Here is a 23,870-nt window from a genome sequence, read left to right on the forward strand (position 1 = left end):
CCGGCTTCGCATGACGCGCTTCCCGGTATCACAGCCAATCCCATGAATGCTAAGATATTTACTGACTGTACTGTTATTCGGTACATCCGGTGCGGCAACGAGCAGAGAGAGCGATGAACGAAAACAGGCTACGACCCGGTTTGATGGCGATCCACAGCAACCATCCTGAAGCGCTGCGTGACGTGCTGGTATCGTGGATGGCGGCCAACCCGCTGTCCGGGCTAGAAAACGAACTGATTCTGGTGCAAAGCAACGGTATCGGGCAGTGGCTGAAACTGGCGCTGGCGCGCGATGCCCGCGATGGCGGCTGTGGTGTGGCTGCCGCGCTGGATATTCAGTTACCGTCACGTTTTTTCTGGCAGGTTTACCGTGCGGTGCTGGGCCGTGAGCAGGTACCGGAAACCTCTCCCTTTGATAAACCGTTGTTGGTCTGGCGGCTGTTACGCCTGTTGCCGGACCTGCTGACACAGCCCGAATTTGCCGCGCTGGCGCGTTTTTTGCGACAGGATACCGATTTGCGAAAACACTACCAGTTGGCCGAACGGCTGGCTGACCTGTTCGACCAATATCAGGTGTATCGCGCCGACTGGCTGGCCGACTGGAGCGAAGGGCGGGATGTGCTGACCAGCCACCGACGCGGCGTGGAGCCGCTGCCAGAGGAGCAGCGCTGGCAACCGTTGTTGTGGCGTGCACTACTGGCGGATACCGGCGAGGCACTGTCCGGCACCAGCCGTGCGGCGTTGCACCGACGTTTTCTGGATGAGGTCGACCGGCGAGGCGACAGCGAACGTCCGTCCGGTTTACCGTCACGTGTTGTCGTGTTTGGTATTTCGTCATTATCGCAACAGGCGCTGGAGTTGCTGGCGGCCATCGGGCGTTGGACCCAGGTGTTCATGTGCGTGCATAACCCGTGCGAACATTACTGGGGCAACATCATTGCCGATAAAGACCTGTTGCGTGCTGAACGCGCCCGTCAGCAGCGAAAACCCGGCATGCCAGAAGTGATTGCGCTGGAGGAATTACATCAGCATGCCCACCCGCTGCTGGCGGCATGGGGCAAACAAGGGCGCGACTACATCGGGTTGCTCGATGAGTACGACCAGCGTGAGCAATATGAATCTCAACTGCAACCGGTGATCTCACGTATTGATCTATTCAACAGTAACGGCGAAGACTGCCTGCTGCATCAGCTACAGGACGACATTCGGGATTTGCGCCCGCTGGCGGAAAGCCGGTCGCGCTGGCCCGCCATCGACCCCGATCAGGATAGTTCTGTCCGGTTTCATCTGGCGCACAGCCCGCAGCGTGAAGTCGAAGTGCTGCATGACCAACTGCTGGCGGCGTTTGCCGCCGACCCGACACTGCGCCCGAGCGATGTGATTGTGATGGTGCCGGACATTAACGGCTATGCGCCGCATATTCAGGCGGTATTCGGGTTGATAGACCGGCAGGACCCGCGTTACATCCCATTCAGTGTGGCGGATCGCGGCGCACGGCAGAACAACCTGGTGTTGGCGGCGCTGGAAAAACTGTTGCACCTGCCGCAGTCGCGCGTGGCGGTCAGCGATGTGCTGGATCTACTGGACGTACCGGCGGTGCGCCAGCGTTTTGCCATCGAAGAAGAGCAGCTACCGTTATTACAGCGCTGGATTCGGGCGGCCAACGTGCGCTGGGGATTGCATGCGCGCCAACGCCAAAGTCTTAACCTGCCGGATGCGCCGGAACAGAACAGCTGGTTTTTCGGCCTGCGCCGTATGCTGCTGGGGTATGCGGTGGGAGCAGGTAGTGCCTGGCGGGATATCGAACCGTTGGATGAAATCGGCGGGCTGGATGCTGCGCTGGCTGGACAACTGGCGTGGTTGCTCGACCGGCTCGATTACAGTTGGCAGCAGTTGTGTCAGCCTGCGACGCCGGTGCAGTGGGGCGAGCGATTACGTGTACTGCTGAGTACGTTTTTTGCGGCGGATGATGGCGAGGATGGCTTCATGCTACTGCAACTGGACGAAGGGTTGCAGAACTGGCTGGAGGCGTGCGAATCGGTCACGTTGACGCAGGAACTGCCGTTATCGGTGGTTCGTGAACACTGGCTGGGGTTATTTGAACAGGCGAGCCTGACCCAGCCGTTTTTCGCCGGGGCCGTTACCTTCGCCACATTGATGCCGATGCGCGCCATCCCATTCCGCCATGTGTGCCTGCTGGGTATGAATGACGGTGATTACCCCCGCAACCGGGTGCCGCTGGACTTCGACCTGATGGGGCAGGATTACCGCCCCGGCGACCGTTCCCGCCGTGAAGATGATCGTTACCTGTTTCTGGAGGCGTTGCTGTCGGCACGTGAGCGGCTGTATATCAGTTGGGTCGGGCGCAGTATCCACGATAACAGCGAACGTCCGCCCTCGGTGCTGGTGGCGCAACTGCGCGACCACCTCAGCAACGGCTGGCGGACGGTTAACGGGCAGGACATTCTCCCAGGGTTAACGGTGGAGCACCGGTTGCAGCCTTTCAGCCCGGAGTACTTTACCGCGGGCAGTCCGTTGTTCAGTTATGCCCGCGAGTGGCGCGCCGGACTGCCGTCATACAATGGCGCGTTACCGCACACGGCTGCCGCCCCGAATGCCGTGTTGGATGATTATGTGCAGGAGGGGGTACTGACGTTGCGTCAACTGGCCGATTTTGTGCGTGACCCGGTACGCAGCTTCTTTCGTTTACGGCTCAACGTCTGGTTTGAGCAGGAAGACCCCACCAGTCAGGATCAGGAACCGTTTGCTATCGATGCACTGGAAAACTGGCGTCTGCAACATGAGTTGATCCAGGTACAAAAAGCCGCGTTGCAGCGGCAGATTCCCCGCGAACAGGCGCTGGCTGAGCATTTGCAGCGTATCGCCCGGCGTGGCGAGCTGGCACCCGGCGGTTTTACCACGGTACTGGAGCAGGATTTGGCCGAACCGATGGCGGACCTGTTTACCCGTTATGAACAAGAGCGGGATAAATGGCCGACAGCGATACCGGACGAATCGCTCTCGCTGTCGGAGTTACCGCTGGAAGACTGGCTGAACGAACTGCGCCTTGACGAACAGGGCAACCGCTGTCGGCTGGTGCTGGAAAGTGGCGGGTTGCTCCATCCCACCCGTCGCAGTTACCGCCTGGATAAACTGTTGCCGTTCTGGGTGGCGCATCTGGCCGGGCACCTCGGCGGGCACACGTTACACAGCACGCTGGTCAGCAAAAACGGTACCGTTCATCTGCCTGCGCTGGAGCCTGCGCAAGCGGCGGCTTACTGGCAGTCACTGGTGGATGCCTGGCGGCAGGGCATGCGTTGCCCGTTGCCCGTCGCGGTGAAAACCGGGTTTCGCTGGCTGGAGGTTGGCGGTGAACCGGGGCAATCGGCTGATGGTGAAGCAGGGAAAGCGGCACGCCAGTGCTATGAGGAGCATGACCCTGCTAACCGCAAATTTGCCGAATCAGTATCTAACCCTTATCTGGCGCGGGCTTTCCCGACGTTCGAACAGCTGTGGGCCGACGGCGAGTTTGCCCGCTGGGTACAGCAGTTGCTGGCACCGCTACACCACACATTGAAAGCCGCATCGGCGAGAAATAAAAAATCAGGAGGTCAGCCATGACGACGAGCGCGTTACCTTCTGCGCTGGATGTGCTGCGCTTTCCGCTTTGCGGCAGTCGGCTGATCGAGGCCAGCGCCGGCACCGGCAAGACTTTTACCATCGCCATGTTGTATGTGCGGCTGGTGTTGGGGCATGGGGGTGAGCACGCCTTCTCGCGTCCGCTCAACCCGCCGGATATTTTGGTGGTGACCTTTACCGATGCCGCGACCCGCGAGCTGCGTGATCGTATTCGCGCACGACTGGCGCAGGCCGCGGCTTACTTTCAGCCGAACGACAAGGGCGGCACGGCGGGTGAGGATGACGAGGTTGATCCGCTACTGCGCGAACTGCGCGCCGACTACCCATTGGATCAGTGGCCGGATTGCGCCCGCAAACTGCAACTGGCGGCGGAATGGATGGATGAAGCGGCGGTGTCCACCATCCACAGTTGGTGTAACCGGATGCTGGGCGAACACGCGTTTGACAGCGGCAGCCTGTTTAATCAGACGCTGGAAACCGACCAGAGCGAATTGCTACTGGAGGTGGTGCGTGATTACTGGCGCACCTTCTTTTTCCCGCTCGATGCCCGCGATGTGCTGGAGCTACGCGATAGCTGGGCCGCACCGGAAGATTTTTATCGCAGCGTGGTGCCGTTGCTGGACTATGCCGATGAGATTGGCATTGATGACCTGCCCGCACAGATCTTCAGTACCGTCCGCGCAGAAAAAACACGCCAACTGGCGGCACTGAAAGCGCCCTGGACACAATGGTGCGACGAGCTGCGCGACCTGCTGAACGCGGCGGTGGCAGCGAAAAAAGCGGATGGCCGCAAGCTACAGGCCCGCTATTTCGACCCGTGGCTGGATAAACTGCAACACTGGGCCAGTAGTGACGAGACGACGCTGGATATCGGCACCGGCTGGACACGGCTGACGCCACAAGGGTTACGGGAGTGCTGGAAAATACCGGACGAGGCACCGTCACACCCGGCGTTACGTGCGATGGAAACGTTGGCGCAGCAGTTGAACGACTTGCCCGAACCACGTAGCCAACTGTTACGGCACGCCTGCCGCTGGATACACCAGCGTTTTCGCTCCGAGCAGGAAAGCCGGGCGCAGATGGGCTTTCAGGACTTGCTGACCCGGCTGGATGCCGCATTACGCGGCGATAACGGCGAACGGCTGGCGCAACGTATTCGTCGCCAGTTTCCGGTAGCGATGATCGATGAATTTCAGGACACCGACCCGCTGCAATACCGCATTTTCGATACCCTGTACCGGGTGGCAACCAACGATCCGCAACAGGGGTTGATCCTGATAGGCGACCCGAAACAGGCGATTTACGCGTTTCGCGGTGCCGATATCTACACCTATTTGCGCGCCCGGCGCGATACCGACGGTCGACATTACACGCTGGGGACCAACTTTCGTTCCACGCAGGCAATGGTCGATGCCGTTAATCAGGTGTTTATGCAAGCGGAAAACCGTGCCAACGGCGCAGGTGCGTTTTTATTTCGTCAGCCAGATGGCGACAACCCGGTGCCGTTTTTGCCGGTGCAGGCTAACGGCCGTGATGACCTCTGGATGCAGGAAGGGACGCCCGCCGCGGCATTGACGTGCTGGACGCTGGAAACCGATGAACCGCTGTCGTCGTCAGAATACCGTCAGCGAATGGCGGCGGGGTGTGCACGTGAAATGGTGCGACTGTTACAACTGGGCGAACAGGGACAGGCCGGTTTTGTCTCGTCAGACCAACGCTGGCGTCCGGTCAAACCGGGCGATATGGCGGTGCTGGTCAATACCGGGCGCGAGGCGATGGCGGTACGGGCGCAACTGTCCGCGCGCGGTGTGCGCAGTGTGTACCTGTCTGACCGGGAGTCGGTGTTTGACAGCCCGCAGGCAGGAGAGCTGCACTGCTGGTTGTCCGCCTGTGCTGACCCGGAGAACGACCGACTGCTACGTGCTGCACTGGCCACGCCGTTACTGGGGCTGAGCTGGCAGGCGCTTGACCGCCTTAACCACGACGAGCAGGCGTGGGAACACCGGGTGATGCAATTTGTCCGCTACCAGCAGTGCTGGCGTCAGCAAGGCGTGTTGCCGATGCTACGGCGGCTGCTGTGGGAGTTTGATGTCCCGCGTCGGCTGCTGGCTGCCGATAACGCACGGGCGTTGACCGATGTGCTGCACCTGTCGGAGTTACTGCAACAGGCCAGCGTGCATCTGGACGGTGAACACGCGCTGATCCGCTATCTGGCGGAACAGTGCCAGGTGGATAATCCCGGTAACGATAGCCTGAAAGTGCGGCTGGAAAGTGACGCGGATCTGGTCAAAGTGGTGACCGTGCATAAGTCGAAAGGGCTGGAGTACCCGCTGGTGTTTCTGCCGTTCGCCTGTGCGTTTCGCACGGTCAGCCATCGGGATGTGCCGCTGAAATTTCATGATGATGACGGGCAGCCGCGCCTTGAGCTGATCGCCAGCGACGAGGCGGTTGCGCGAGCAGACCATGAGCGCCTGGGGGAGGACCTGCGTAAGTTTTATGTCGCGTTAACCCGCGCGCGCTATGCGCTGTGGCTTGGGGTAGCGCCGCTGAAAGAACTGGAGAAAAGCGCGCCCGGTTACCTGCTCGGTGCCGGTGAGCCAGTGGAGGCCGGGCAACTGGCGTCATGTTTGTCGCTCTGGAGCGGCCCGAACAGCCAGATAGCACCACTGCCGGAAAGTGATGATGCGGTATATCGCGCGGTGCGGGAAACACCGGCATTGGGGCAAGAGCCGCCGTTACCGGATATTCGCCGTCACCGTTGGCGCATCACCAGTTATTCCGGGTTGCAACTGGCACCGGAAGGGCAGTATCAGGAGCGTCGTGAGTCCGCCGCCCATGATGCTGCCGAAGTACAGAGCGCACGGCAGGAAACGTTTAGCGAACCGCAGGAAACCGCAGAGCGTCTGCCACCTCTGCCGGTCGGCTACGATATGTACAGCTTTCCACGCGGTGCGGTGCCGGGCAGTTTTCTGCATGGGTTGTTGGAATGGGCGGGTAAAGAGGGGTTTGCCGCGCTGGCAGTGGATCGCCCGCGAGTGGAAGATCAGGTGGCGCGACGCTGTAACCGACAGGGCTGGACGCCGTGGATACCGATGCTGACCGACTGGTTGATGGCGCAACTCAATCAACCGCTGGCGTTGCCTGAATCGCCCGCTGGTGCGGTGTCGCTGGCCGGTCTGACGCAGTATCAGGTGGAAATGGAATTCTGGTTTGCGCTCAATCAGGTCGATACGCAACGTCTGGACCAACAGGTCAGCGCTGCTACGCTGGCGGGGGCACCACGAACGCCGCTGATGCGTGACGCGCTCAATGGCATGCTGAAAGGGTTTATCGATTTGGTGTTTGAACATCAGGGGCGCTACTACGTGCTGGATTACAAGTCCAACTGGCTGGGGGCGGATGCTGCCGACTATGACTCAACGCATATGGCGCGAGCCATGCTAGATCATCGCTATGATCTGCAACTGGCCTTGTACCTGTTTGCCTTGCACCGCTTATTGCGCTCCCGCCTGCCGGATTACGGCTACGATCGTCATGTCGGGGGCGCGGTGTACCTGTTCCTGCGTGGTAGTCAGGCACCGGGGGGCGGCGTTTACGCTGAGCGACCGGAGCGGGCGTTGATTGAGGCGCTGGACCGCCTGTTTAGCGGCGATACGGAGGTGACGGCATGACCCTCACTCACCATGATGACGTGGTGCAACTGCTGGATCAGTGGGTGGATTGCGGGTGGTTGCGCGAGTTGGATCGCGCGCTGGTGCGCTTTCTGCATCAGGAATGTCCGGAAGCATCACCGCTGTTGCTGCTGGGCGCGGCGCTGGTCAGTTACCAGCTTGGGCGCGGGCATGTGTGTCTCGATCTGGCCGCTACGCTGGCTGACAGCGGGTTCTCGCTGGCGCTGCCGCCAGAAGGTGACCGCAGTGACAACCGTAAGATAGCGCGCCCGGCACAGGCGCTGGCGGGGGTGACCCTGTCAGCCTGGCTGGCGGCGTTGCAGCAGCCACAATTGGTGGCGTCGGGCGAAGGGGCGACCCCGCTGGTGTTGGTGGGATCACGTCTTTATCTGCGCCGTTACTGGCAGTATGAGCAGGATGTCCGTCAGGCGATTACCCGACAGTTACGGCACAATGAAACCTTGCGGGCAGCCATCGCGCCAGCGGCGCTACGCCAGCGGCTGGAGGCGCTATTTCCTGCGACGACACCCCATACCACCAACTGGCAGAAGCTGGCATGCGCACTGGCGGCGGGCAGTGCCTTTAGCATCATCACCGGTGGGCCGGGTACCGGCAAAACCACCACGGTGGTGAAATTGCTGGCGCTGTTGCAGTCACTGGCGCTGGAGCAACAGGGCAAACCGCTGCGTATCCGACTGGCGGCACCGACCGGCAAGGCAGCGGCGCGGCTGAACGAATCCATCGCTGGCGCGATTGCCAGCCTGACGCTGGACGGTCTGGCGCAGGGAGAGGCGATTCGTACGCATATTAACAGCGAGGTGGTAACGCTGCATCGCTTGCTGGGTAGCCGACCGGATACCCGACATTTCCGGCACCATGCCGATAATCCGCTGCTGCTGGATGTGCTGGTAGTGGATGAGGCCTCAATGGTAGATCTGGAGATGATGGCGGCGTTGCTGGCCGCCATGCCGCGCGATTCCCGGCTGATTTTGCTGGGCGACAAGGATCAACTGGCATCGGTGGAGGCGGGGGCGCTGATGGGGGAACTCTGCCAACGCGCCGCACAGGGGCATTACCTGCCACAGACTCGGGACTGGCTGCGCGAGGTGACCGGCGAGGCACCGGATGACGAGTTGCTCGACCCGCAGGGCAATGCGCTGGATCAGTCTATCGTTATGCTGCGTCACAGTTACCGTTTTGGTGCTGACAGCGGCATCGGGAAACTGGCCGATGCGGTGAATAAGGGCGATAGCGCGGCGCTGGCGTCTGTCTGGCAGCATGGGTTTGCTGATTTGGCACAACTGACGCTCACCGCGAATGATGACAACACATTGCGTGAATGGGTTATCGACGGTGCTGCCAGCCGATTCGGTGCTCGACCGGGTACGAGCGCCCCGGTGGGCTACGGTGACTACCTGCGGCGCATGGCGTCGACACGACCCGCGTTGACAGCATCGTCGGAGGATTTTGACGCCTGGGCTACAGAGATTCTGGCGGCGTTTGGCCAGTTCCAGTTGTTGTGTGCGTTGCGTAATGGACCGTGGGGTGTGGAGAGCATGAACGAACGCATCGCCCATTTGCTGTATCGGGAAAGGCTGCTGGCTGGCTGGCAAGGCTGGTATCCGGGAAGGCCGGTGATGGTGACCCGCAACGATTATGGCCAGCGGCTGATGAACGGTGATATCGGCATTACGTTGACGGTACCGCAGACGCAGCCGGACGGTTCCCGTCTATGGGTCACCCGGGTGGCGTTCCCGGTCAGTGACGGCTCCTCTGGCATTCGCTGGATGATGCCGGGGCGGTTGTCGGCAGTGGAAACGGTGTTCGCCATGACGGTGCATAAATCACAAGGGTCGGAATTCGCCCACACCGCATTGCTGCTACCCGACAGTTTAAGCCCGATTCTGACCCGTGAACTGGTTTACACCGGCATCACCCGTGCGAAGCAGGCCTTCAGCCTCGGTTGTGTCGGCGAGCACAGTACGGTGCTGGCAGAGGCCGTCAGCCGACGGGTAATTCGGGTCAGCGGACTGGTGGAGTAAGCGGTGGTTATTGTTAACATGATGATAGGGTTAAGATGATGATAGGGTTAAGGCGATGGGGTTGATTGGGGGGATGATGTTGCCTGTATAACGCGGCCGTCATCGTAATCTGACGATAACAAACCGCTCATGATTTATCGCTACGGCAAATATCCGGGGTTTTGATGTGGCCCCTTTTTTGTCTGCCTGCCAACGGGAATGAATAAAGTCGCCTCCTGAAGCGTTTACGCGTTGTCTGCTTTGAGGAGATTCCCGTTATGATGCGTATTATTCCCGCAGTGGTTGTTGGGCTGCTGATAAGCCCGATGCTGCACGCTACACCGCTCAACTACACTATTTCGACCCAGAAAACCGCCATTGCGCTTTCATGGCACGCATTTGGCGACACTTCACAGGCGTATCTGGATGGCGTAACGGGGAACGTGATACTGGATTCCGCAAAGGAAACCGACGACCACATTGAAGTGAAAATCCCTGTAGCGACGCTTGAAGCGTCTAATTCCCTGCTGACCTACCAGTTGAAAAGCGGAATGTTTTTTGACGCAAAACACTATCCCTGGATTGTGTTCACCAGTAACAGAGTGGTGGCGCAAGGGCATGGTTACTTTCGCGTGTTTGGTACGCTGTCCGTCAAAGACATTCAGCGCCCCGTCATTCTGGACGCCACGCTGGAGGAGTACGTCGGCGCATCGCCAACCGGGGGCACGCTATTTCTTCATGCGACAACCGCTATTTCACGTTCATCGTTTAATATGGATCGGTTTATGGCGCTGGTGGATGACCGGGTAGCGATTAATATTCGTATTCAGGCGCAGCGCACATTGTAACTCCCGCCTGTCATACCCAGGTTGCACGGTGTGGAGGGGCGGACATCGTCGCATAGTCGTTTAGGACAGTGAGGTCTGCAACCTGAGCGCACTATCGCTAAGCTGTGGCACAGGATTGCGGCCGATCAAGACGAACTGATAGCCCCTGGCATGCCACCAGGCCAGATGCATTCCATGTCGTTGTTCATGGTTGATCGTGGTTGCGCGTTGTTGCTGATTAGGGGAGATGCACAATGCCATCGGTCCGAACTCGGCATGCATCCAGGCAATCTGCGCGATTGAGGTGCTGTCGTAGCGTAGCATTCGTATCATTTTCAGCTCTGCGCCTTGGAGCATGAGTTGCTGTTCGCTCAGATGTAGCCCAATGTCCTGCGCGGTGCGCGCCAGCCCACGAGCCAGCACGGATGAGGCGCTGTCCATGTCGAGCAGCGTTTCCGCGCTGTACAACGACATGTAGCGGGCCTCAAGATCGCGAATTTTCTCGCTCTCGCTCAGGACTGCCGAGGTCGGGCGCGCCAGATATCCCACACCTGAACCTATCACCAGAAAACTGAGTGAGGCGGCAATCAGTGCACGGCGGCTAACGCCGGTGTGAGATGAAATTTCTTCCGCTGTGGGCGTTGCTGCCAGGAGTTGCTCAAGCCGATGCTGCATGCGAGCCTGGGGAGCCTCATCAAGCAAAGGTGCAAAGGCTTCTTTAAACGCCAGATCGCTTTTCTGAAGTTTAGCGATACGCCCGGCAAGCTGACCGTCACTTTTAAGTCGCTGTTCGAATTGCTGTGCATCGGCATCATTCATTTCGCCGTCGAGCCAGGCAACAATGGCTTCGTCACTGTAAGGATGGGTGTAGCTGTCTGATGTCATGAACGTTTTTCCTTCGCTGGAAGCGAGTCATCAACCGATTTAGCCAGAATGGTTCGTGCCGCCGCCAGCCGACTCATAATCGTACCTATCGGCACCGATAACGTGTCTGCCGCTTCCTGATAGGTAAACCCTTCGACATAAACTAAAAATAGGGCGTTACGTTGTGCTTCGGGAAGTGCGTTTACCCGTTGCATGATTTTCTGGTAATGCCGACGGTCGTCATTCAGTGCAAAGGTATCCGGTGCCAGCAATTCATCGCTGTCGACAAATCCCTGGCCTATACGCACGCGGTGGGCGCGCAGGTCGGAAATCCAAATGGAGTGGAGAATAGAAAATAACCATCTGTCGAGGCGGGTACCGGGCGTAAATTGCGCGCTCTTTTCGAGCGCGCGAACGCAGGTGGACTGAACCAATTCTTCAGCAACATCGTGACTGCGCGACAGTACCAGACCATAGCGCCACAGGCGTGTCAGATGCGCAGCAAGCTGCTGGCGAACGTCACTGGTAGTGATTTTTTTGTCCTCGCACTGATACTCAGGATTCGGGATGCCCGTTAATAGCGGCCTGTAAATCGCGATACTCTTCGCAGCCTTGACCGCATAGGCTGGCGATTGTTTTCAGTTGTTCTCGCGCCAGATCGGGGCGTCCTTTCACCAGCCACGCTTCGCCGAGATATTCGCGTACTTTCGCATAATTCGGATTAAGCGCCAGTGAACGTTGATAATAGCCGATGCCTTCGTCGGTTCGCCCCAGTTTTCGCGTGGCGTAACCCCGATAGTTCCAGGCTTCGGCGGTATTACCATTTTTCAACGCGTCCAGCAGGTTCAGCGCCGCCTGATACTCACCTTTTTTAGCCAGGTGATAAGCGTAGTTCGTTTTATCCTGATCGCTGAGATAGCTGGTTTTTTCCGGGACACACTGTTTTGTTGCGCTGCTATAAACCTGTCCTGCCGGGCAGTCTGGCGTTTTACTGTTGGTGTTGTCGTCACCAGCAGCAAAGACCTGAGAGACATGCAAAGAAAATAGCAGTACCGGGATAGTTAAACGGCAGGCGAAAGAACGTTGGTAACGGGAAGCAGGGTTCATGGTATTGGCTCCAGGGTGAATAAATGGGTGTGAATGATGAGTTAACGTTTCATCTTTCATTTTTATTCGTTGTTTATTCTTCTTCTTCGAAGAAATGATCTGGTTTACGCCTGTCTGATATATCGCCGAACCCGATGATGACGAGGTGAAAACTCCTCGCGGCATGGCAGTCAAGGAATGGTATTATTGTCGGCCGATCCTATCTGGAATTTTCACTGTGACCTCATTTGCTGAACTGAACGCGCTTGCTGCGGAACAACTTACCACCTTAAACGAACTGGGGTATCTGTCCATGACCCCGATTCAGGCTGCGGCATTACCGGCGATCCTCGCCGGGAAAGATGTCCGCGCGCAGGCGAAAACCGGCAGCGGCAAAACGGCGGCTTTCGGGCTGGGCCTGCTGCAGCATCTGGATGCCGGGCAGTTCAATACCCAGTCGTTGGTGCTGTGCCCAACCCGCGAACTGGCCGATCAGGTTGCTAATGAGTTGCGTCGTCTGGCGCGTGGTATGCCGAACATCAAAGTGTTGGTGTTGTGCGGCGGCGTACCCTTTAGCATCCAGCGCGACTCGCTGATTCATGCTCCCCATATTATTGTCGCCACACCGGGCCGACTGTTGGATCACCTGAAAAAAGAGACCGTCAGCCTTGATGCGTTGCAAACATTGGTGCTGGATGAAGCGGATCGCATGCTCGATATGGGGTTTGCCGACGCTATCGACGAGGTAATTCACCACGCACCGGTTGAACGTCAGACTCTGCTGTTTTCCGCCACCTGGCCAGAGGCGATTGCCGCCATCAGCCGCCGTATTCAGCGTGATCCGTTGGTCATTGAAATTGACACGGTGGATGAATTGCCTGCGGTTGAGCAGCAATTCTATGAGGTGTCGCGCAACGGCAAGCTCGATCTGCTGCAAAAGTTGCTGAGCCGTGAACAGCCCGCGTCCTGCGTCGTGTTCTGCAATACCAAGAAAGATTGTCAGGCGGTATACGATGCGTTGACCCACAGTAACCAAAGTGTACTGGCGCTGCACGGCGACATGGAGCAGCGCGATCGCGACCAGACATTGGTACGTTTCGCCAATGGCAGCAGCCGTGTGTTGGTGGCAACCGACGTTGCCGCACGCGGGCTGGATATTAAAGCGCTGGAAATGGTGATTAACTACGAACTATCGTGGGATCCTGAAGTGCATGTTCATCGTATCGGCCGTACCGCCCGTGCGGGTGAACAGGGGCTTGCCATCAGCCTGTGCGCGCCGGAAGAAGCCCAGCGAGCGAATGCACTGGAAGAGATGCTGAAGATGAAACTGACCTGGCATCCATTGCCCAGTGGGTTGCGTATCACCCCGCTGGAGGCCGCAATGGCAACGCTGTGTATCGATGGTGGCAAAAAAGCCAAAATGCGCCCCGGCGATATTCTGGGCGCGCTAACCGGCGACATGGGGCTGGATGGCGCGGATATCGGCAAGATTACGATCCACCCGATGCACGCTTATGTAGCCGTAAAGCAGTCGCTGGCGCGTCAGGTTTGGAAGCAACTGCAACAAGGCAAAATTAAAGGGAAGACGGTGAAGGTCCGGTTGTTAAAGTGAGTGGATGACCGTTATCAGGTACTCTCTCGTTGCCTTGGCGAGTGGATAATCTCAGGGATTCTGGCCGTTGCTGCGGCCAGAGTCTGTAGCGGTGTCTTTATTTCGATAGTTTTATGAAAGCCAAAATATAGAAAATGAGCTAATTATTAGTTCGGTCTTAATTTATCTACCTATACCATCTCGTTAATATAAAATATGAGAGTTAGAACACGTAAAATATAAATTTTCATAAAATGACACATAAGTAAATTACTATTACAATGTAAGTTCTGGTGGGTTTATAGGCTGTCCCCATCAGTATCAGAAATAATAACTTCGATTATTTCCAATTATTTCCTAATGTTCATGTTATTAAGGATGGATGCTATGAATGGAAATGTAACTTGCTGGGTTCGTCATTGTTTAAGTGCAGCTTTATTCGTATCAACCGCAGCAGGCACCTTCGCGGCCTATGCGGATACCGTGAAAATTGACGCAAAAATTAATTATCAAACAATTCAAGGTTTTGGTGGGATGAGTGGCGTCGGTTGGATCAATGATCTCACCACAGAACAAATTAATTCTGCATACGGTAGTGGGGAGGGGCAGATAGGGCTGTCGATTATGCGTGTCCGAATTGATCCAGACTCCACTAGATGGAATATACAGGTTCCGAGTGCACGTCAGGCTGTTTCGCTGGGGGCCAAAATAATGGCAACCCCCTGGTCACCACCGGCGTATATGAAAAGCAACAATAGCCTGATAAACGGTGGGCGTTTACTACCGACGTATTATTCTGCTTATACTTCGCACCTGCTGGATTTCTCCAAATATATGCAGACTAACGGCGCACCGTTGTATGCCATTTCAATACAAAACGAGCCAGACTGGAAACCTGACTATGAATCCTGCGAATGGAGTGGAGATGAATTTAAAAACTATCTCAAATCGCAAGGATCCAAATTTGGCTCTCTTAAAGTCATTGTCGCGGAGTCGCTAGGTTTTAACCCGGCGTTAACTGACCCGGTATTGAAAGACAGTGACGCATCAAAATATGTGTCAATCATCGGCGGGCACCTGTATGGCACGACACCTAAACCGTACCCGTTAGCACAAAATGCCGGTAAGCAGCTGTGGATGACCGAACACTACGTTGATTCCAAACAGTCAGCTAATAACTGGGCATCGGCTATTGAGGTGGGAACTGAACTGAATGCCAGTATGGCGTCAAACTATAGTGCCTATGTCTGGTGGTATATCCGTCGCTCGTATGGATTATTGACGGAAGACGGCAAAGTCAGTAAGCGGGGTTATGTGATGTCACAATATGCCCGCTTCGTTCGCCCTGGCGCTCTGCGTATTCAGGCAACGGAAAATCCCCAGTCAAATGTTCATCTGACTGCGTATAAGAACACAGATGGAAAAATGGTGATTGTTGCGGTCAATACCAATGACTCAGACCAAATGCTGTCGCTGAATATCAGTAACGCCAACGTGACTAAATTTGAGAAATACAGCACATCAGCATCGCTGAACGTTGAATATGGCGGCTCGTCCCAGGTTGATAGTAGAGGGAAAGCAACGGTATGGCTGAACCCGTTAAGTGTGACAACGTTTGTCAGTAAATAACGTGTCGCATTAGTCTGTAGTCGTCACGATGTGATCTGACAAATCAGTCTGAACAGTCTGAAAATACGAGAGCTACCGATTGTGGCAAGGGGAAATACCCTGAAGTAAGTACAAAAGGTGGCTCTCAACCTATTATGTAGTACAACCCGCTATGCAATACAACCCGCCGCGTATGCGCCGGGCGTGATACCAAAATGCGACCTGAAATTTTTAATCAAATGACTCTGATCGAAAAAGCCGGCCGAGTGTGCTGTTTCAATTGCACTCACACCTTGAGATAACAGCGCTTTGGCTTTGAAGAGCCTGATTTGTGTTAAATAACGATGCACAGAGAGCCCGGTAGTCGCCTGAAAAACGCGCATAAAATGAAACTCACTCATGCCAACCGCAGTCGCCACATCTTTCACACTGACTTTTTTATCATGCATGTCCTGCAAATAATCAATCGCATCGCGAATATCCGCTCTTGAATATAGCCGATGGGTTGTATAACCAGAGCGCTTACCATATTGATGAATGAGACAACTTAACGCACCGAATAAAGCACACTCTTTCTCAAGAACATCATCACTGGTTAATAATACCGACGAGGTGTGGATAAGCTGTCTGGCCAGACCCTGATCATAGCGCATTGCGCCTTTGCCAAAATGTAAATAGCCGTGCCCTTTGAGAGTGGTGTCAGCGATTTTATTCAGCAGTTTTTCTGACGGATAAAGGGCGCAATAATCCCATCCTTTATCTCGCTCAAACGCTTCACCCGTATGGATTTCTCCTGGGTGAATAACCATGACGGTACCTGCGGTCGCGACACCGATATCCCGGCATATCCGATTTTTCTGGGCCCCTCGAGCAAAGGCGGCGATAACGAACTCCTCATGAAAATGAGGTGGGTAGCTGTGCTCGAAACAGGACGCTTGCAAAATTTCTGTCCCGTCAAACAAACCCGAATCTTTCCAGAGTTTGATGTTATCGCGTGTATTTATCATGAATAACCGTGACCTGAATGAAAGACGCCAGGAGAGAGGCGCAGAAGCAGGATTATCCTATCACTCATTATCAGACTACTTAAAATCAGTGACTCGTCAATGTCTGGTCTACGGGAGTTTCTGATGTCAGTGACGCACGAAACGGGAGAGGGTAGCAGAGCGTACACGTTGTTCAGGGCTGGCGTGGTGGCGTGTCTGCCAACCATCACCGGTTATTGGAGCATTGGTTTTGCTGCTGGCGCTATTGGAACGCTATCTGGTTTTTCTGTTGTGCAAACCGCATTGCTTGCAGGCGTGCTGTATGCGGGCTCTGCCCAGTTTTTATTCTATTCCCTGTGGGCTGCTGGCGCGGAAACAGTTTCCATTGTGTTGAGTGTGGTATTAGTCAATTTACGTTATTTACTCATGAGCTCAGCGCTCAGCCTTTATTTTAGAGAGAACACCATGAGTCAAAAAATACTCAATGGTATTCTTCTTACGGATGAAACATTTGGCGTTGCCGCTGAGTATGGCGCTCGGCAGGGCGTTTTACCATTTTACTGGATGTTTGGCCTAAACTTTGCTGCCTGGGTTAACTGGGTGATTGCGTGTATCGCCGGGGCCTGGCTTGCCTCCGCCATTCCTGAATCCCTAATGAAAGGGTTAAGTTTTAGCCTCGTATCCATGTTCATTGGGCTAGTGCTGATGACATGGTTTGCCAGTAAGCGAAAAGCGCTTGAGTTTTTCACCATTGTGACCTCAATGATGATCACCGCCTGTTTCGCAGGGCATCTTGATATGAGTTTACTGGTCGTTATCGCTGCCGCCGTATCAGCAACAGTGACAACGATAGCCCTCAGGCTGATGGAGAGACATGGAGATTAATATGGAAAGACATATCATTATTGCTATTACACTTTCTGCTGTGATTACCGGATGCATGCGAGCTCTGCCTATTATTCTTTTGTCCAGGTTCCGGCTTTCAGTTACGGTGCAGCAATGGCTTAATTTTATCCCTTCAGCCATAATGACAGCTATTATCGTAACTGAGTTGCTAAATAAACCAGCACTGACGGAGACGGGAATAAGTCTTTCACTTGTTGCTGCGATTTTTGCTGGGGTTTCTGGTGTGTTATCTCGCAGTCTTTTTATTACTGTCATGTCTGGTATGGTGGCGTATTCTTTATTTTCTTATTTTTACGGCGTTCGTTGATAAAAACACGTGTTGTTGGCGTTCAGCTAATATGAGTGTCCGTAAATACTTAACACCCGCAATATAAAAAGGAGCATTTCGGGGAGAGATACTCCTTTTGTACGGTTTCTAAAGCAATATTTTCCTGATGACACCTCAGTACGTTAAGAGCGGTATGTTCAACACGTATCCAGTCATGAAGAAAGGTATTGGTATTTTCCCAGTAGTTATTCTGAAAAGGCTATTCTGACGGTGGCAGCAGGCTAGTAGCTGACAGAAAAAAATCCAGGGCATTTCTGGCTTTTCCAATGACAACATACTATAAACGTTACCACGTTCAGGTGCTGCCATGTTTCAGAATCTAAAGGTAGTTGTCGCCGTAATCTGGCGTTCAGCGCCTTAATAGCACGCTGTCGTTGCGTAACACGCTGCCATATATTTTTTTATCAAAGAGATTATTGATGTTGACCCCTACACAGTCCTGAAGCAAGAGCAACGACTAAGGTGGTTGCTGAGAGAAAGATTTTCCATTTAGTTTTCAGGTGTTGAGTGATGTCTATCGCTGTCATTATGATTATTTATCTATTCATATCAAACAGATATGTATACAGATATACAGATATACAGATATACAGATATACAGATATACAGATATACAGATATACAGATATACAGATATACAGATATACAGATATACAGATATACAGATATACAGATATACAGAGCAGTCTCAGTTCGCAACTTCGCCTCGACCAAGAAGAGATGTAATTGCAGATTAACTCTATTATTGCATTGACCTTGGGGACAGAGGCAAGATCACCATTCTTGACGCTATGATTTGTGTCTGGGGGAACGGCGTAATGTTAGTTTCAGCGACAGTGATTTTTTTGCCTCGATGTGACTCAGTCCAAACGTTATAGTTCAATGAATTGGCACTACATTACTATTCTATCGGTTCACAATAACCAAGGTGAATTTATGCCAATAAGCCGCATCCCAGATACAGAAAGTACGCTGCGTGCAACTAGTTCCGTGTTAGGTTTACTATCGCAAATTGCAGGGTTTACTGTAGGTTTTACAGGCCTAGCCTACATCATCGGCTGGCGAGAAACTTCAGCATACTATTTTCAGCTTGGGGCACCTTGGGCAACTTCCTTGCTGACTCCGGCACAAGTGATGCAAACGAGCATTTCTCTCATCACAATAATTTCGACTTTCGCTTTCATTAGTGTCGTTTCACTTATTACAAAGGATGTGAGTACGAAAGGCCTTCGCCGCTGGTCAATTTTCTCCCTTACTCTTGCGCTTGTAGCCTATGGCCTATCATTGGTATTGGAAAAACATGTAAGTGCGTTTGCAACCAATACCCTCGTTGGTGTGAGCGGCTTACTCTGGGCAGTTGCAGCGGGAACGACGGTAGGTGAGTTGATCGCCTGTTTAGCACTTCGAGAATTACAGTGGGGTGGTTATGAAGTCTATCTATTGAACTTCATTGTCTTATACGGCTTTTCGCAGGCGCCTTCTCTTATGGGGGAGTCAAAGGCGCGCTTAGTTGGGGACACAGTTTCAACTTCACTGCCTAGCATTAGTTTGGCTGGAACTGTATCTGGATCATGGAGACTAGTAGGCCCTTGTGGGGACAAATTTTTACTGATTTCTCTCGCATCCGAGCGGCAAGGTCGATCGTTCAAGCTAGTTAATTCTGAGGATATTGAGGAAATTCGTGCTTCTGGAAGCATAACAAACTGATTTAACTGGACTGACCTATCTCGCTCAAACGTGTACTACCTGTGGTCGAAAAGAAAATCCACGCAATTGCGCGGATTTTCTGGGTTTGCGGGTCTTCAAGAGATACAGAGCGATCTCATGAGACGACAAATTTTATTTAGACGTTAAACAGGAAGTTCATAATATCGCCGTCTTTAACGATATATTCTTTCCCTTCTGAACGCATTTTACCGGCTTCTTTGGCACCTTGTTCACCTTTGTAAGTGATGAAATCATCAAAGGCGATGGTTTGGGCGCGGATAAAGCCTTTCTCGAAGTCGGTATGAATTTTACCGGCTGCCTGCGGAGCCGTCGCACCGACCGGGATGGTCCAGGCGCGGACTTCTTTCACCCCGGCGGTGAAATAAGTCTGCAGGTTCAGCAGTGTGTAGCCAGCACGAATCACGCGGTTTAGCCCCGGTTCTTCCAGGCCCAGTTCGGCCATGAATTCGTCGCGCTCGGCATCGTCCAGCTCGGCAATGTCTGACTCCACTGCCGCGCAGACAGGCACCACCACCGAACCTTCGCTGGCAGCGATTTCACGCACTTGATCCAGGTAGGGGTTGTTTTCGAAACCGTCTTCATTAACGTTGGCAATGTACATGGTCGGCTTTAACGTCAGGAAGCTCAGGTAACGAATGGCGGCCTTCTCTTCTGCACTCAGATCTAAGGCGCGAAGCATGCCAGCCTTTTCCAGTTGCGGCAGGCATTTTTCCAGCGCCGCTTGCTCAATTTTAGCGTCTTTGTCGCCGCCTTTGGCTTTCTTCTGTACACGGTGCAGCGCACGTTCACAGGTATCCAGATCCGCCAGCGCCAGTTCGGTGTTAATGGTATCGATATCTTCCGCCGGGTTCACTTTACCCGCAACGTGGATGATATTTTCATTCTCAAAGCAACGTACCACATGGCCGATGGCTTCGGTTTCACGGATGTTGGTCAGGAACTGGTTACCCAGACCTTCACCTTTGGAGGCACCCTTTACCAGACCGGCGATATCCACAAATTCCATGGTGGTGGGGATGGTACGCTGCGGCTTGACAATCTCAGCCAGTTGGTCGAGGCGTAGATCCGGCATCGGCACCACGCCGGTGTTGGGTTCGATAGTACAAAACGGAAAGTTGGCCGCTTCGATACCGGCTTTGGTCAGCGCGTTGAACAGAGTAGATTTACCCACGTTAGGCAGCCCAACGATACCGCATTTGAATCCCATGTTTATGTCACCTTAAAAATCACTAATCATCAGGCTTTGCGTGTAGAAAGCCTGTCAGAATGGAAAAAGTCAGTCTTGATGCTAATTATACACATAATGTGGCATGAACTCGATCCACCCGATGTTTCATCATGATGCTTTGAACGAATGCAGGCGGTTCATGGCTTTGACCATGTCTTCTTTCATCAAAATATCGGTACAGCGCAAGGATTCGTCGATAGCCTGATCGATCAGCGTCTGTTCGCTGACGGGCGGCTTACCGAGCACGAATCCCACCACTTTGTTTTTATCGCCCGGATGGCCGATGCCGATGCGTAAACGGTGGAAATTGGGGTTATTGCCCAGTTTACTGACGATATCTTTCAGCCCGTTGTGACCACCGTGACCGCCGCCGAGTTTCAGCTTGGCAACACCGGGTGGCAAATCCAGTTCATCGTGTGCCACCAAAATTTCATCAGGCTGGATGCGATAAAAGGTTGCCATCGCAGCGACAGCTTTACCGCTCAGATTCATGAACGTTGTCGGCACCAGCAAACGTACATCGTTGCCTGCCAGAGACAGGCGTGCGGTATAGCCGAAAAATTTACTCTCTTCTTTCAGCGGCTGTCGGTAGGCGTCAGCCAGGCGGTCAACGTACCAGGCGCCCGCATTGTGGCGGGTGGCGGCATATTCGGCACCAGGGTTCGCCAGGCCTACAATCAATTTGATACCACTCACAGTTGCATACCACTCATTATTGGATACGACTCACGCGATACGTTTTCAAACGGCCAGGGGCGCGCCACGTATCTGGGAAATTGGCAAAGCCGATAGTGTAACGCAGGGGCAGTTGATCACCAACATGTGATCCTTCACGCAACCTCAGGCGTAGGGGCTGCTTATACTGTGAGCAGATCAGAAGGACACGCAGCACTATTTTAATTATTCATCGTGGTCTAATTATTTTCCCTGGTCTGATTATTTCCACTGGATATTTCTGGAGGTGAAATATGAAACGTAGAAATGCTGAGAGAGTGGGCAACGCATTCATGGGATTGGGTCTGTTGCTTATGGTTGCCGGAATAGCGTATTCGATTGCTAATCAGCTGCCTGAATTAAATCTGCCGGGGTCGCTCTATTATGTAGAGTTACTGGCTATTTTTGCTGGCGCTATTTTGTGGCTGACGGGTGCACGTATAAGTGGGCGTGAGAGTGTGACGGACCGTTACTGGTGGCTGAAGCATTTTGATAAACGCTGCTGCCGCAAACAGCACCGGAATCCATAAGTCTGTGGCCGAAGCGATATAACAATATCGGCTGGTAAATGGTGGCGAAGGTATTGGCCTGTTTATACCCATCATATTCAAGTTGTAGGTGGATTGGTTTTCCTCTCAGGTCCCAGATGGTTTGGCCATGCTGAGAGTGAGTTACAAGAGTGAACCTTTTCCTGCAATTTGAGTTATTTTAAGCATAAAGAATACGATGAATTTTTAAATATTCATTATACGTGAGCACGTATCAATAAAAGCACGTAACTTAGGTTGATTTCTGCCGACTTTCGAAAAATAGAGAAAAAGACCATCATTACCTGGAGATCGATCAAGCAGTACGGGCTCCAGGCTTCCTGCCGCCAGTTCGCGTGAGGTGTGGAATGTAGAGGAATAAATGAGCCCAATCCCTTTAACAGCAAGACTACGCATAAGTTCGCCGTCATTAACAGTAATAGATCCTATCGGATCAATACGAACTGTTTCATTATTTTCAATAAATTCCCAACGATAAATATCGCCTTTTTCCGGGCGTCGGAATCGGATGCATTCATGATGAGCAAGGTCGTTGGTAACTTTAGGTTTTCCATGGAGCCTAAAATAGGCAGGAGCCCCAAAAACAGCCCATTGAAAAGGCTTGGAAAGTCGTACCGCAATCATATCCTGCTCAATGTATGAGCCGATCAAAATACCTGCATCATAACCTTCAGAAATAAAATTATTATGGCGATTACTGACCGTGATATCCAGGTTTACATTTGGCCATTCCTGGCGAAATGCGGGTAATAATGGTTCAATAACATGCGGTAAGGCCAACCGCTCTACTATTAAGCGCAATGTTCCGGCCGGAGCATTTGACGACTGAGCTGCGTCTTCGAGACTGACTGCAATTGCGCGCGCCGCAGGTTCTATCTTCAAGAGCAGATTCTGTCCGGCTTCTGTCAATGCCATTTTACGCGTAGTCCTATGGAAAAGTAGCATGCCAAGGCGATGCTCCAATTTCTGCAATGCCTGACTGACTGAACCCGGTGTTTTGCCAAGATCGATAGCCGCTTTCCGAATACTCAGCCTTTTCGAGATAGCCAGAAATTCTGGCAACCCATCAAAATCATTGATCTGACTCATCTCGAATCCTCTCGTATTATTTTATCCCGCCTGCGCATTTATATTTTGTAGCAATAACTTACCCTAACACAAGAACATTGATGCATTTTTTTAAACAATCTGTTCCGTTTTGGCTGTCTACCTCCGGTTTTTGAACTCAGATACAGTGGGATATACCAACAGCCCGGAGGAAATCATATGTCACTTGCAACATATTTCGTTCGTCTCATCATCGCCATTACTGTGTTCTCGACATCTGCTATTGCGGGGACTACCCAGGAAACGCAAAAAACAGGAAAAGATATTAATTGTCGTCTCCAGCTTGGATAAGAAAACAGAAAATCTCGTTGGGGGATTTTGGTTTCCAGAATTGACTCATCCAGTAAAGGTCTTTGATAAAGCTGGTTTTGACTTTGACATTGCAAGTCCCAAAGGTGGCCTGGCCCCTTTCGATGGCTTTGACCTGAAAGATCAGGCCAGCCTGGATTTTTGGACTAACCCTCAGCACCGAAACAAGCTGGGCCAAACGATTAAATTATCGGATATTGATCCATCAAAATATTCTGCGATTCTGCTCGTCGGTGGTCATGGCCCGATGTGGGATTTTGTCAATAATACTGAACTTAGTAATATTGTGCGCACGATGTACGAAAACAATGATGTCATTAGTGCTGTTTGTCACGGCCCGGCAGGGCTCATCAACGTGAAACTTAGCAGCGGTGAAAATTTAATCAAAGGTCGTCGTCTCACAGGATTTACCGCAGCGGAGGAAGCTTCCCGGCACTATGACAAGATCGTACCATTTGAACTGCAGGGAGCGCTGAAGAAAGCCGGGGCAAAGTTTGAAGAAGCACCAATATTTGAGAACAACGTTGTTGTTGATGGGCGCTTAATCACCGGACAAAACCCAGCTTCTGCAGCGGGGCTTGGGGAAGCTGTGGTTAAAGCGTTACAAGCCAAGAGTCAGCACCAGGCTGCTCTATAACCGTATATTAAAGAGTCTGTCGAACGGTTGAGTATTTCAGTAAAAATATGGAAATGTTCTTCGTTTCTAATAA

Annotated in this window: 18 protein-coding genes; 11 read left to right on the top strand and 7 right to left on the bottom strand. The window is 53.2% G+C overall.

The window, feature by feature from the left end:
- Window positions 1-113: 113 nt before the first annotated feature.
- The 4 genes from recC to DZE2538_RS09105 all read left to right on the top strand — a co-directional run bounded on the left by recC (window position 114) and on the right by DZE2538_RS09105 (window position 10,178).
- On the top strand, window positions 114-3,620 hold the full coding sequence (gene recC, locus DZE2538_RS09090; protein ID WP_038916150.1) for an exodeoxyribonuclease V subunit gamma: 3,507 nt from the start codon (window positions 114-116) through the stop codon (window positions 3,618-3,620).
- Window positions 3,617-7,309: an exodeoxyribonuclease V subunit beta gene (gene recB / locus DZE2538_RS09095; RefSeq protein ID WP_038916152.1), complete on the top strand. Its 3,693-nt coding sequence runs from the start codon at window positions 3,617-3,619 to the stop codon at window positions 7,307-7,309. Before recC ends, recB begins: the two co-directional genes overlap by 4 nt.
- Window positions 7,306-9,351: an exodeoxyribonuclease V subunit alpha gene (gene recD / locus DZE2538_RS09100; RefSeq protein WP_038916154.1), complete on the top strand. Its 2,046-nt coding sequence runs from the start codon at window positions 7,306-7,308 to the stop codon at window positions 9,349-9,351. The genes recB and recD overlap by 4 nt, the downstream gene beginning before the upstream one ends.
- Before the next feature lie 257 nt (window positions 9,352-9,608).
- Window positions 9,609-10,178, top strand: coding sequence for a YceI family protein (locus tag DZE2538_RS09105; protein ID WP_038916155.1), 570 nt, complete (start codon window positions 9,609-9,611; stop codon window positions 10,176-10,178).
- A gap of 60 nt (window positions 10,179-10,238) precedes the next feature.
- Here the strand turns inward: DZE2538_RS09105 and DZE2538_RS09110 are convergent, their stop codons facing one another.
- From DZE2538_RS09110 to DZE2538_RS09120, 3 genes are read right to left on the bottom strand one after another with little or no spacing between them, the layout of a single operon-like run.
- Window positions 10,239-11,042, bottom strand: coding sequence for an anti-sigma factor family protein (locus DZE2538_RS09110; protein ID WP_038916156.1), 804 nt, complete (start codon window positions 11,040-11,042; stop codon window positions 10,239-10,241).
- A complete protein-coding gene (locus DZE2538_RS09115; protein WP_172640078.1) occupies window positions 11,039-11,554 on the bottom strand; it encodes a sigma-70 family RNA polymerase sigma factor in 516 nt (171 codons plus the stop codon). Before DZE2538_RS09115 ends, DZE2538_RS09110 begins: the two co-directional genes overlap by 4 nt.
- A 22-nt stretch (window positions 11,555-11,576) precedes the next feature.
- Window positions 11,577-12,128 carry a tetratricopeptide repeat protein gene (locus DZE2538_RS09120; RefSeq protein WP_038913932.1) on the bottom strand — a complete coding sequence of 184 codons (552 nt, stop codon included), beginning with the start codon at window positions 12,126-12,128 and terminating at the stop codon, window positions 11,577-11,579.
- 217 nt (window positions 12,129-12,345) lie between these two features.
- Here DZE2538_RS09120 and dbpA point away from each other — a divergent pair, with 217 nt between their 5' ends.
- Window positions 12,346-13,719: an ATP-dependent RNA helicase DbpA gene (dbpA, locus tag DZE2538_RS09125; RefSeq protein ID WP_038916158.1), complete on the top strand. Its 1,374-nt coding sequence runs from the start codon at window positions 12,346-12,348 to the stop codon at window positions 13,717-13,719.
- Window positions 13,720-14,085: 366 nt separating this feature from the next.
- Entirely contained in the window at window positions 14,086-15,327 is a 1,242-nt protein-coding gene (locus tag DZE2538_RS09130; protein WP_038916159.1) for a glycoside hydrolase family 30 protein, read from the top strand.
- Between the two features lie 149 nt (window positions 15,328-15,476).
- Here the strand turns inward: DZE2538_RS09130 and DZE2538_RS09135 are convergent, their stop codons facing one another.
- Window positions 15,477-16,313: an AraC family transcriptional regulator gene (locus DZE2538_RS09135; protein ID WP_038916160.1), complete on the bottom strand. Its 837-nt coding sequence runs from the start codon at window positions 16,311-16,313 to the stop codon at window positions 15,477-15,479.
- A gap of 123 nt (window positions 16,314-16,436) precedes the next feature.
- Here DZE2538_RS09135 and DZE2538_RS09140 point away from each other — a divergent pair, with 123 nt between their 5' ends.
- From DZE2538_RS09140 to DZE2538_RS09155, 3 genes are all read left to right on the top strand, one after another.
- Entirely contained in the window at window positions 16,437-17,177 is a 741-nt protein-coding gene (locus tag DZE2538_RS09140; protein WP_050568672.1) for an AzlC family ABC transporter permease, read from the top strand.
- Between the two features lies 1 nt (window position 17,178).
- A complete protein-coding gene (locus DZE2538_RS09145) occupies window positions 17,179-17,505 on the top strand; it encodes an AzlD domain-containing protein (protein ID WP_038916161.1) in 327 nt (108 codons plus the stop codon).
- A gap of 903 nt (window positions 17,506-18,408) precedes the next feature.
- Window positions 18,409-19,233: a hypothetical protein gene (locus tag DZE2538_RS09155; protein WP_152486134.1), complete on the top strand. Its 825-nt coding sequence runs from the start codon at window positions 18,409-18,411 to the stop codon at window positions 19,231-19,233.
- Window positions 19,234-19,369: 136 nt separating this feature from the next.
- Here the strand turns inward: DZE2538_RS09155 and ychF are convergent, their stop codons facing one another.
- On the bottom strand, window positions 19,370-20,461 hold the full coding sequence (ychF, locus tag DZE2538_RS09160; protein ID WP_019846385.1) for a redox-regulated ATPase YchF: 1,092 nt from the start codon (window positions 20,459-20,461) through the stop codon (window positions 19,370-19,372).
- 129 nt (window positions 20,462-20,590) lie between these two features.
- Window positions 20,591-21,178, bottom strand: a complete 588-nt coding sequence (pth, locus tag DZE2538_RS09165; protein ID WP_019846386.1) for an aminoacyl-tRNA hydrolase — start codon at window positions 21,176-21,178, stop codon at window positions 20,591-20,593.
- A 272-nt stretch (window positions 21,179-21,450) separates the two neighbouring features.
- Between pth and ychH the strand changes: the two genes are divergently transcribed.
- Complete coding sequence (gene ychH / locus DZE2538_RS09170) at window positions 21,451-21,726, top strand: stress-induced protein YchH (protein ID WP_038916164.1); 276 nt, start codon at window positions 21,451-21,453, stop codon at window positions 21,724-21,726.
- 204 nt (window positions 21,727-21,930) lie between these two features.
- Here the strand turns inward: ychH and DZE2538_RS09175 are convergent, their stop codons facing one another.
- A complete protein-coding gene (locus tag DZE2538_RS09175; protein ID WP_038913941.1) occupies window positions 21,931-22,833 on the bottom strand; it encodes a LysR family transcriptional regulator in 903 nt (300 codons plus the stop codon).
- Window positions 22,834-23,017: 184 nt separating this feature from the next.
- On the opposite strand from DZE2538_RS09175, the gene DZE2538_RS09180 reads away from it, so the two are divergent.
- Window positions 23,018-23,797, top strand: coding sequence for a type 1 glutamine amidotransferase domain-containing protein (locus DZE2538_RS09180; RefSeq protein ID WP_236617011.1), 780 nt, complete (start codon window positions 23,018-23,020; stop codon window positions 23,795-23,797).
- Window positions 23,798-23,870: the final 73 nt, after the last annotated feature.

The organism is Dickeya zeae NCPPB 2538, assembly GCF_000406165.1.
GTDB classification, from domain to species: domain Bacteria; phylum Pseudomonadota; class Gammaproteobacteria; order Enterobacterales; family Enterobacteriaceae; genus Dickeya; species Dickeya zeae.

What these genes read in the sequence shown, in the direction of transcription:
- recD (WP_038916154.1), top strand. Translation starts at nt 7,306, where the DNA reads ATGACCCTCACTCACCATGATGACGTGGTGCAACTGCTGGATCAGTGG.
- recC (WP_038916150.1), top strand. Translation starts at nt 114, where the DNA reads ATGAACGAAAACAGGCTACGACCCGGTTTGATGGCGATCCACAGCAAC.
- DZE2538_RS09120 (WP_038913932.1), bottom strand. Translation starts at nt 12,128, where the DNA reads ATGAACCCTGCTTCCCGTTACCAACGTTCTTTCGCCTGCCGTTTAACT.
- DZE2538_RS09110 (WP_038916156.1), bottom strand. Translation starts at nt 11,042, where the DNA reads ATGACATCAGACAGCTACACCCATCCTTACAGTGACGAAGCCATTGTT.
- DZE2538_RS09140 (WP_050568672.1), top strand. Translation starts at nt 16,437, where the DNA reads ATGTCAGTGACGCACGAAACGGGAGAGGGTAGCAGAGCGTACACGTTG.
- DZE2538_RS09130 (WP_038916159.1), top strand. Translation starts at nt 14,086, where the DNA reads ATGAATGGAAATGTAACTTGCTGGGTTCGTCATTGTTTAAGTGCAGCT.
- DZE2538_RS09135 (WP_038916160.1), bottom strand. Translation starts at nt 16,313, where the DNA reads ATGATAAATACACGCGATAACATCAAACTCTGGAAAGATTCGGGTTTG.
- DZE2538_RS09155 (WP_152486134.1), top strand. Translation starts at nt 18,409, where the DNA reads ATGAATTGGCACTACATTACTATTCTATCGGTTCACAATAACCAAGGT.
- ychF (WP_019846385.1), bottom strand. Translation starts at nt 20,461, where the DNA reads ATGGGATTCAAATGCGGTATCGTTGGGCTGCCTAACGTGGGTAAATCT.
- DZE2538_RS09105 (WP_038916155.1), top strand. Translation starts at nt 9,609, where the DNA reads ATGATGCGTATTATTCCCGCAGTGGTTGTTGGGCTGCTGATAAGCCCG.
- DZE2538_RS09175 (WP_038913941.1), bottom strand. Translation starts at nt 22,833, where the DNA reads ATGAGTCAGATCAATGATTTTGATGGGTTGCCAGAATTTCTGGCTATC.
- DZE2538_RS09145 (WP_038916161.1), top strand. Translation starts at nt 17,179, where the DNA reads ATGGAAAGACATATCATTATTGCTATTACACTTTCTGCTGTGATTACC.
- ychH (WP_038916164.1), top strand. Translation starts at nt 21,451, where the DNA reads ATGAAACGTAGAAATGCTGAGAGAGTGGGCAACGCATTCATGGGATTG.
- recB (WP_038916152.1), top strand. Translation starts at nt 3,617, where the DNA reads ATGACGACGAGCGCGTTACCTTCTGCGCTGGATGTGCTGCGCTTTCCG.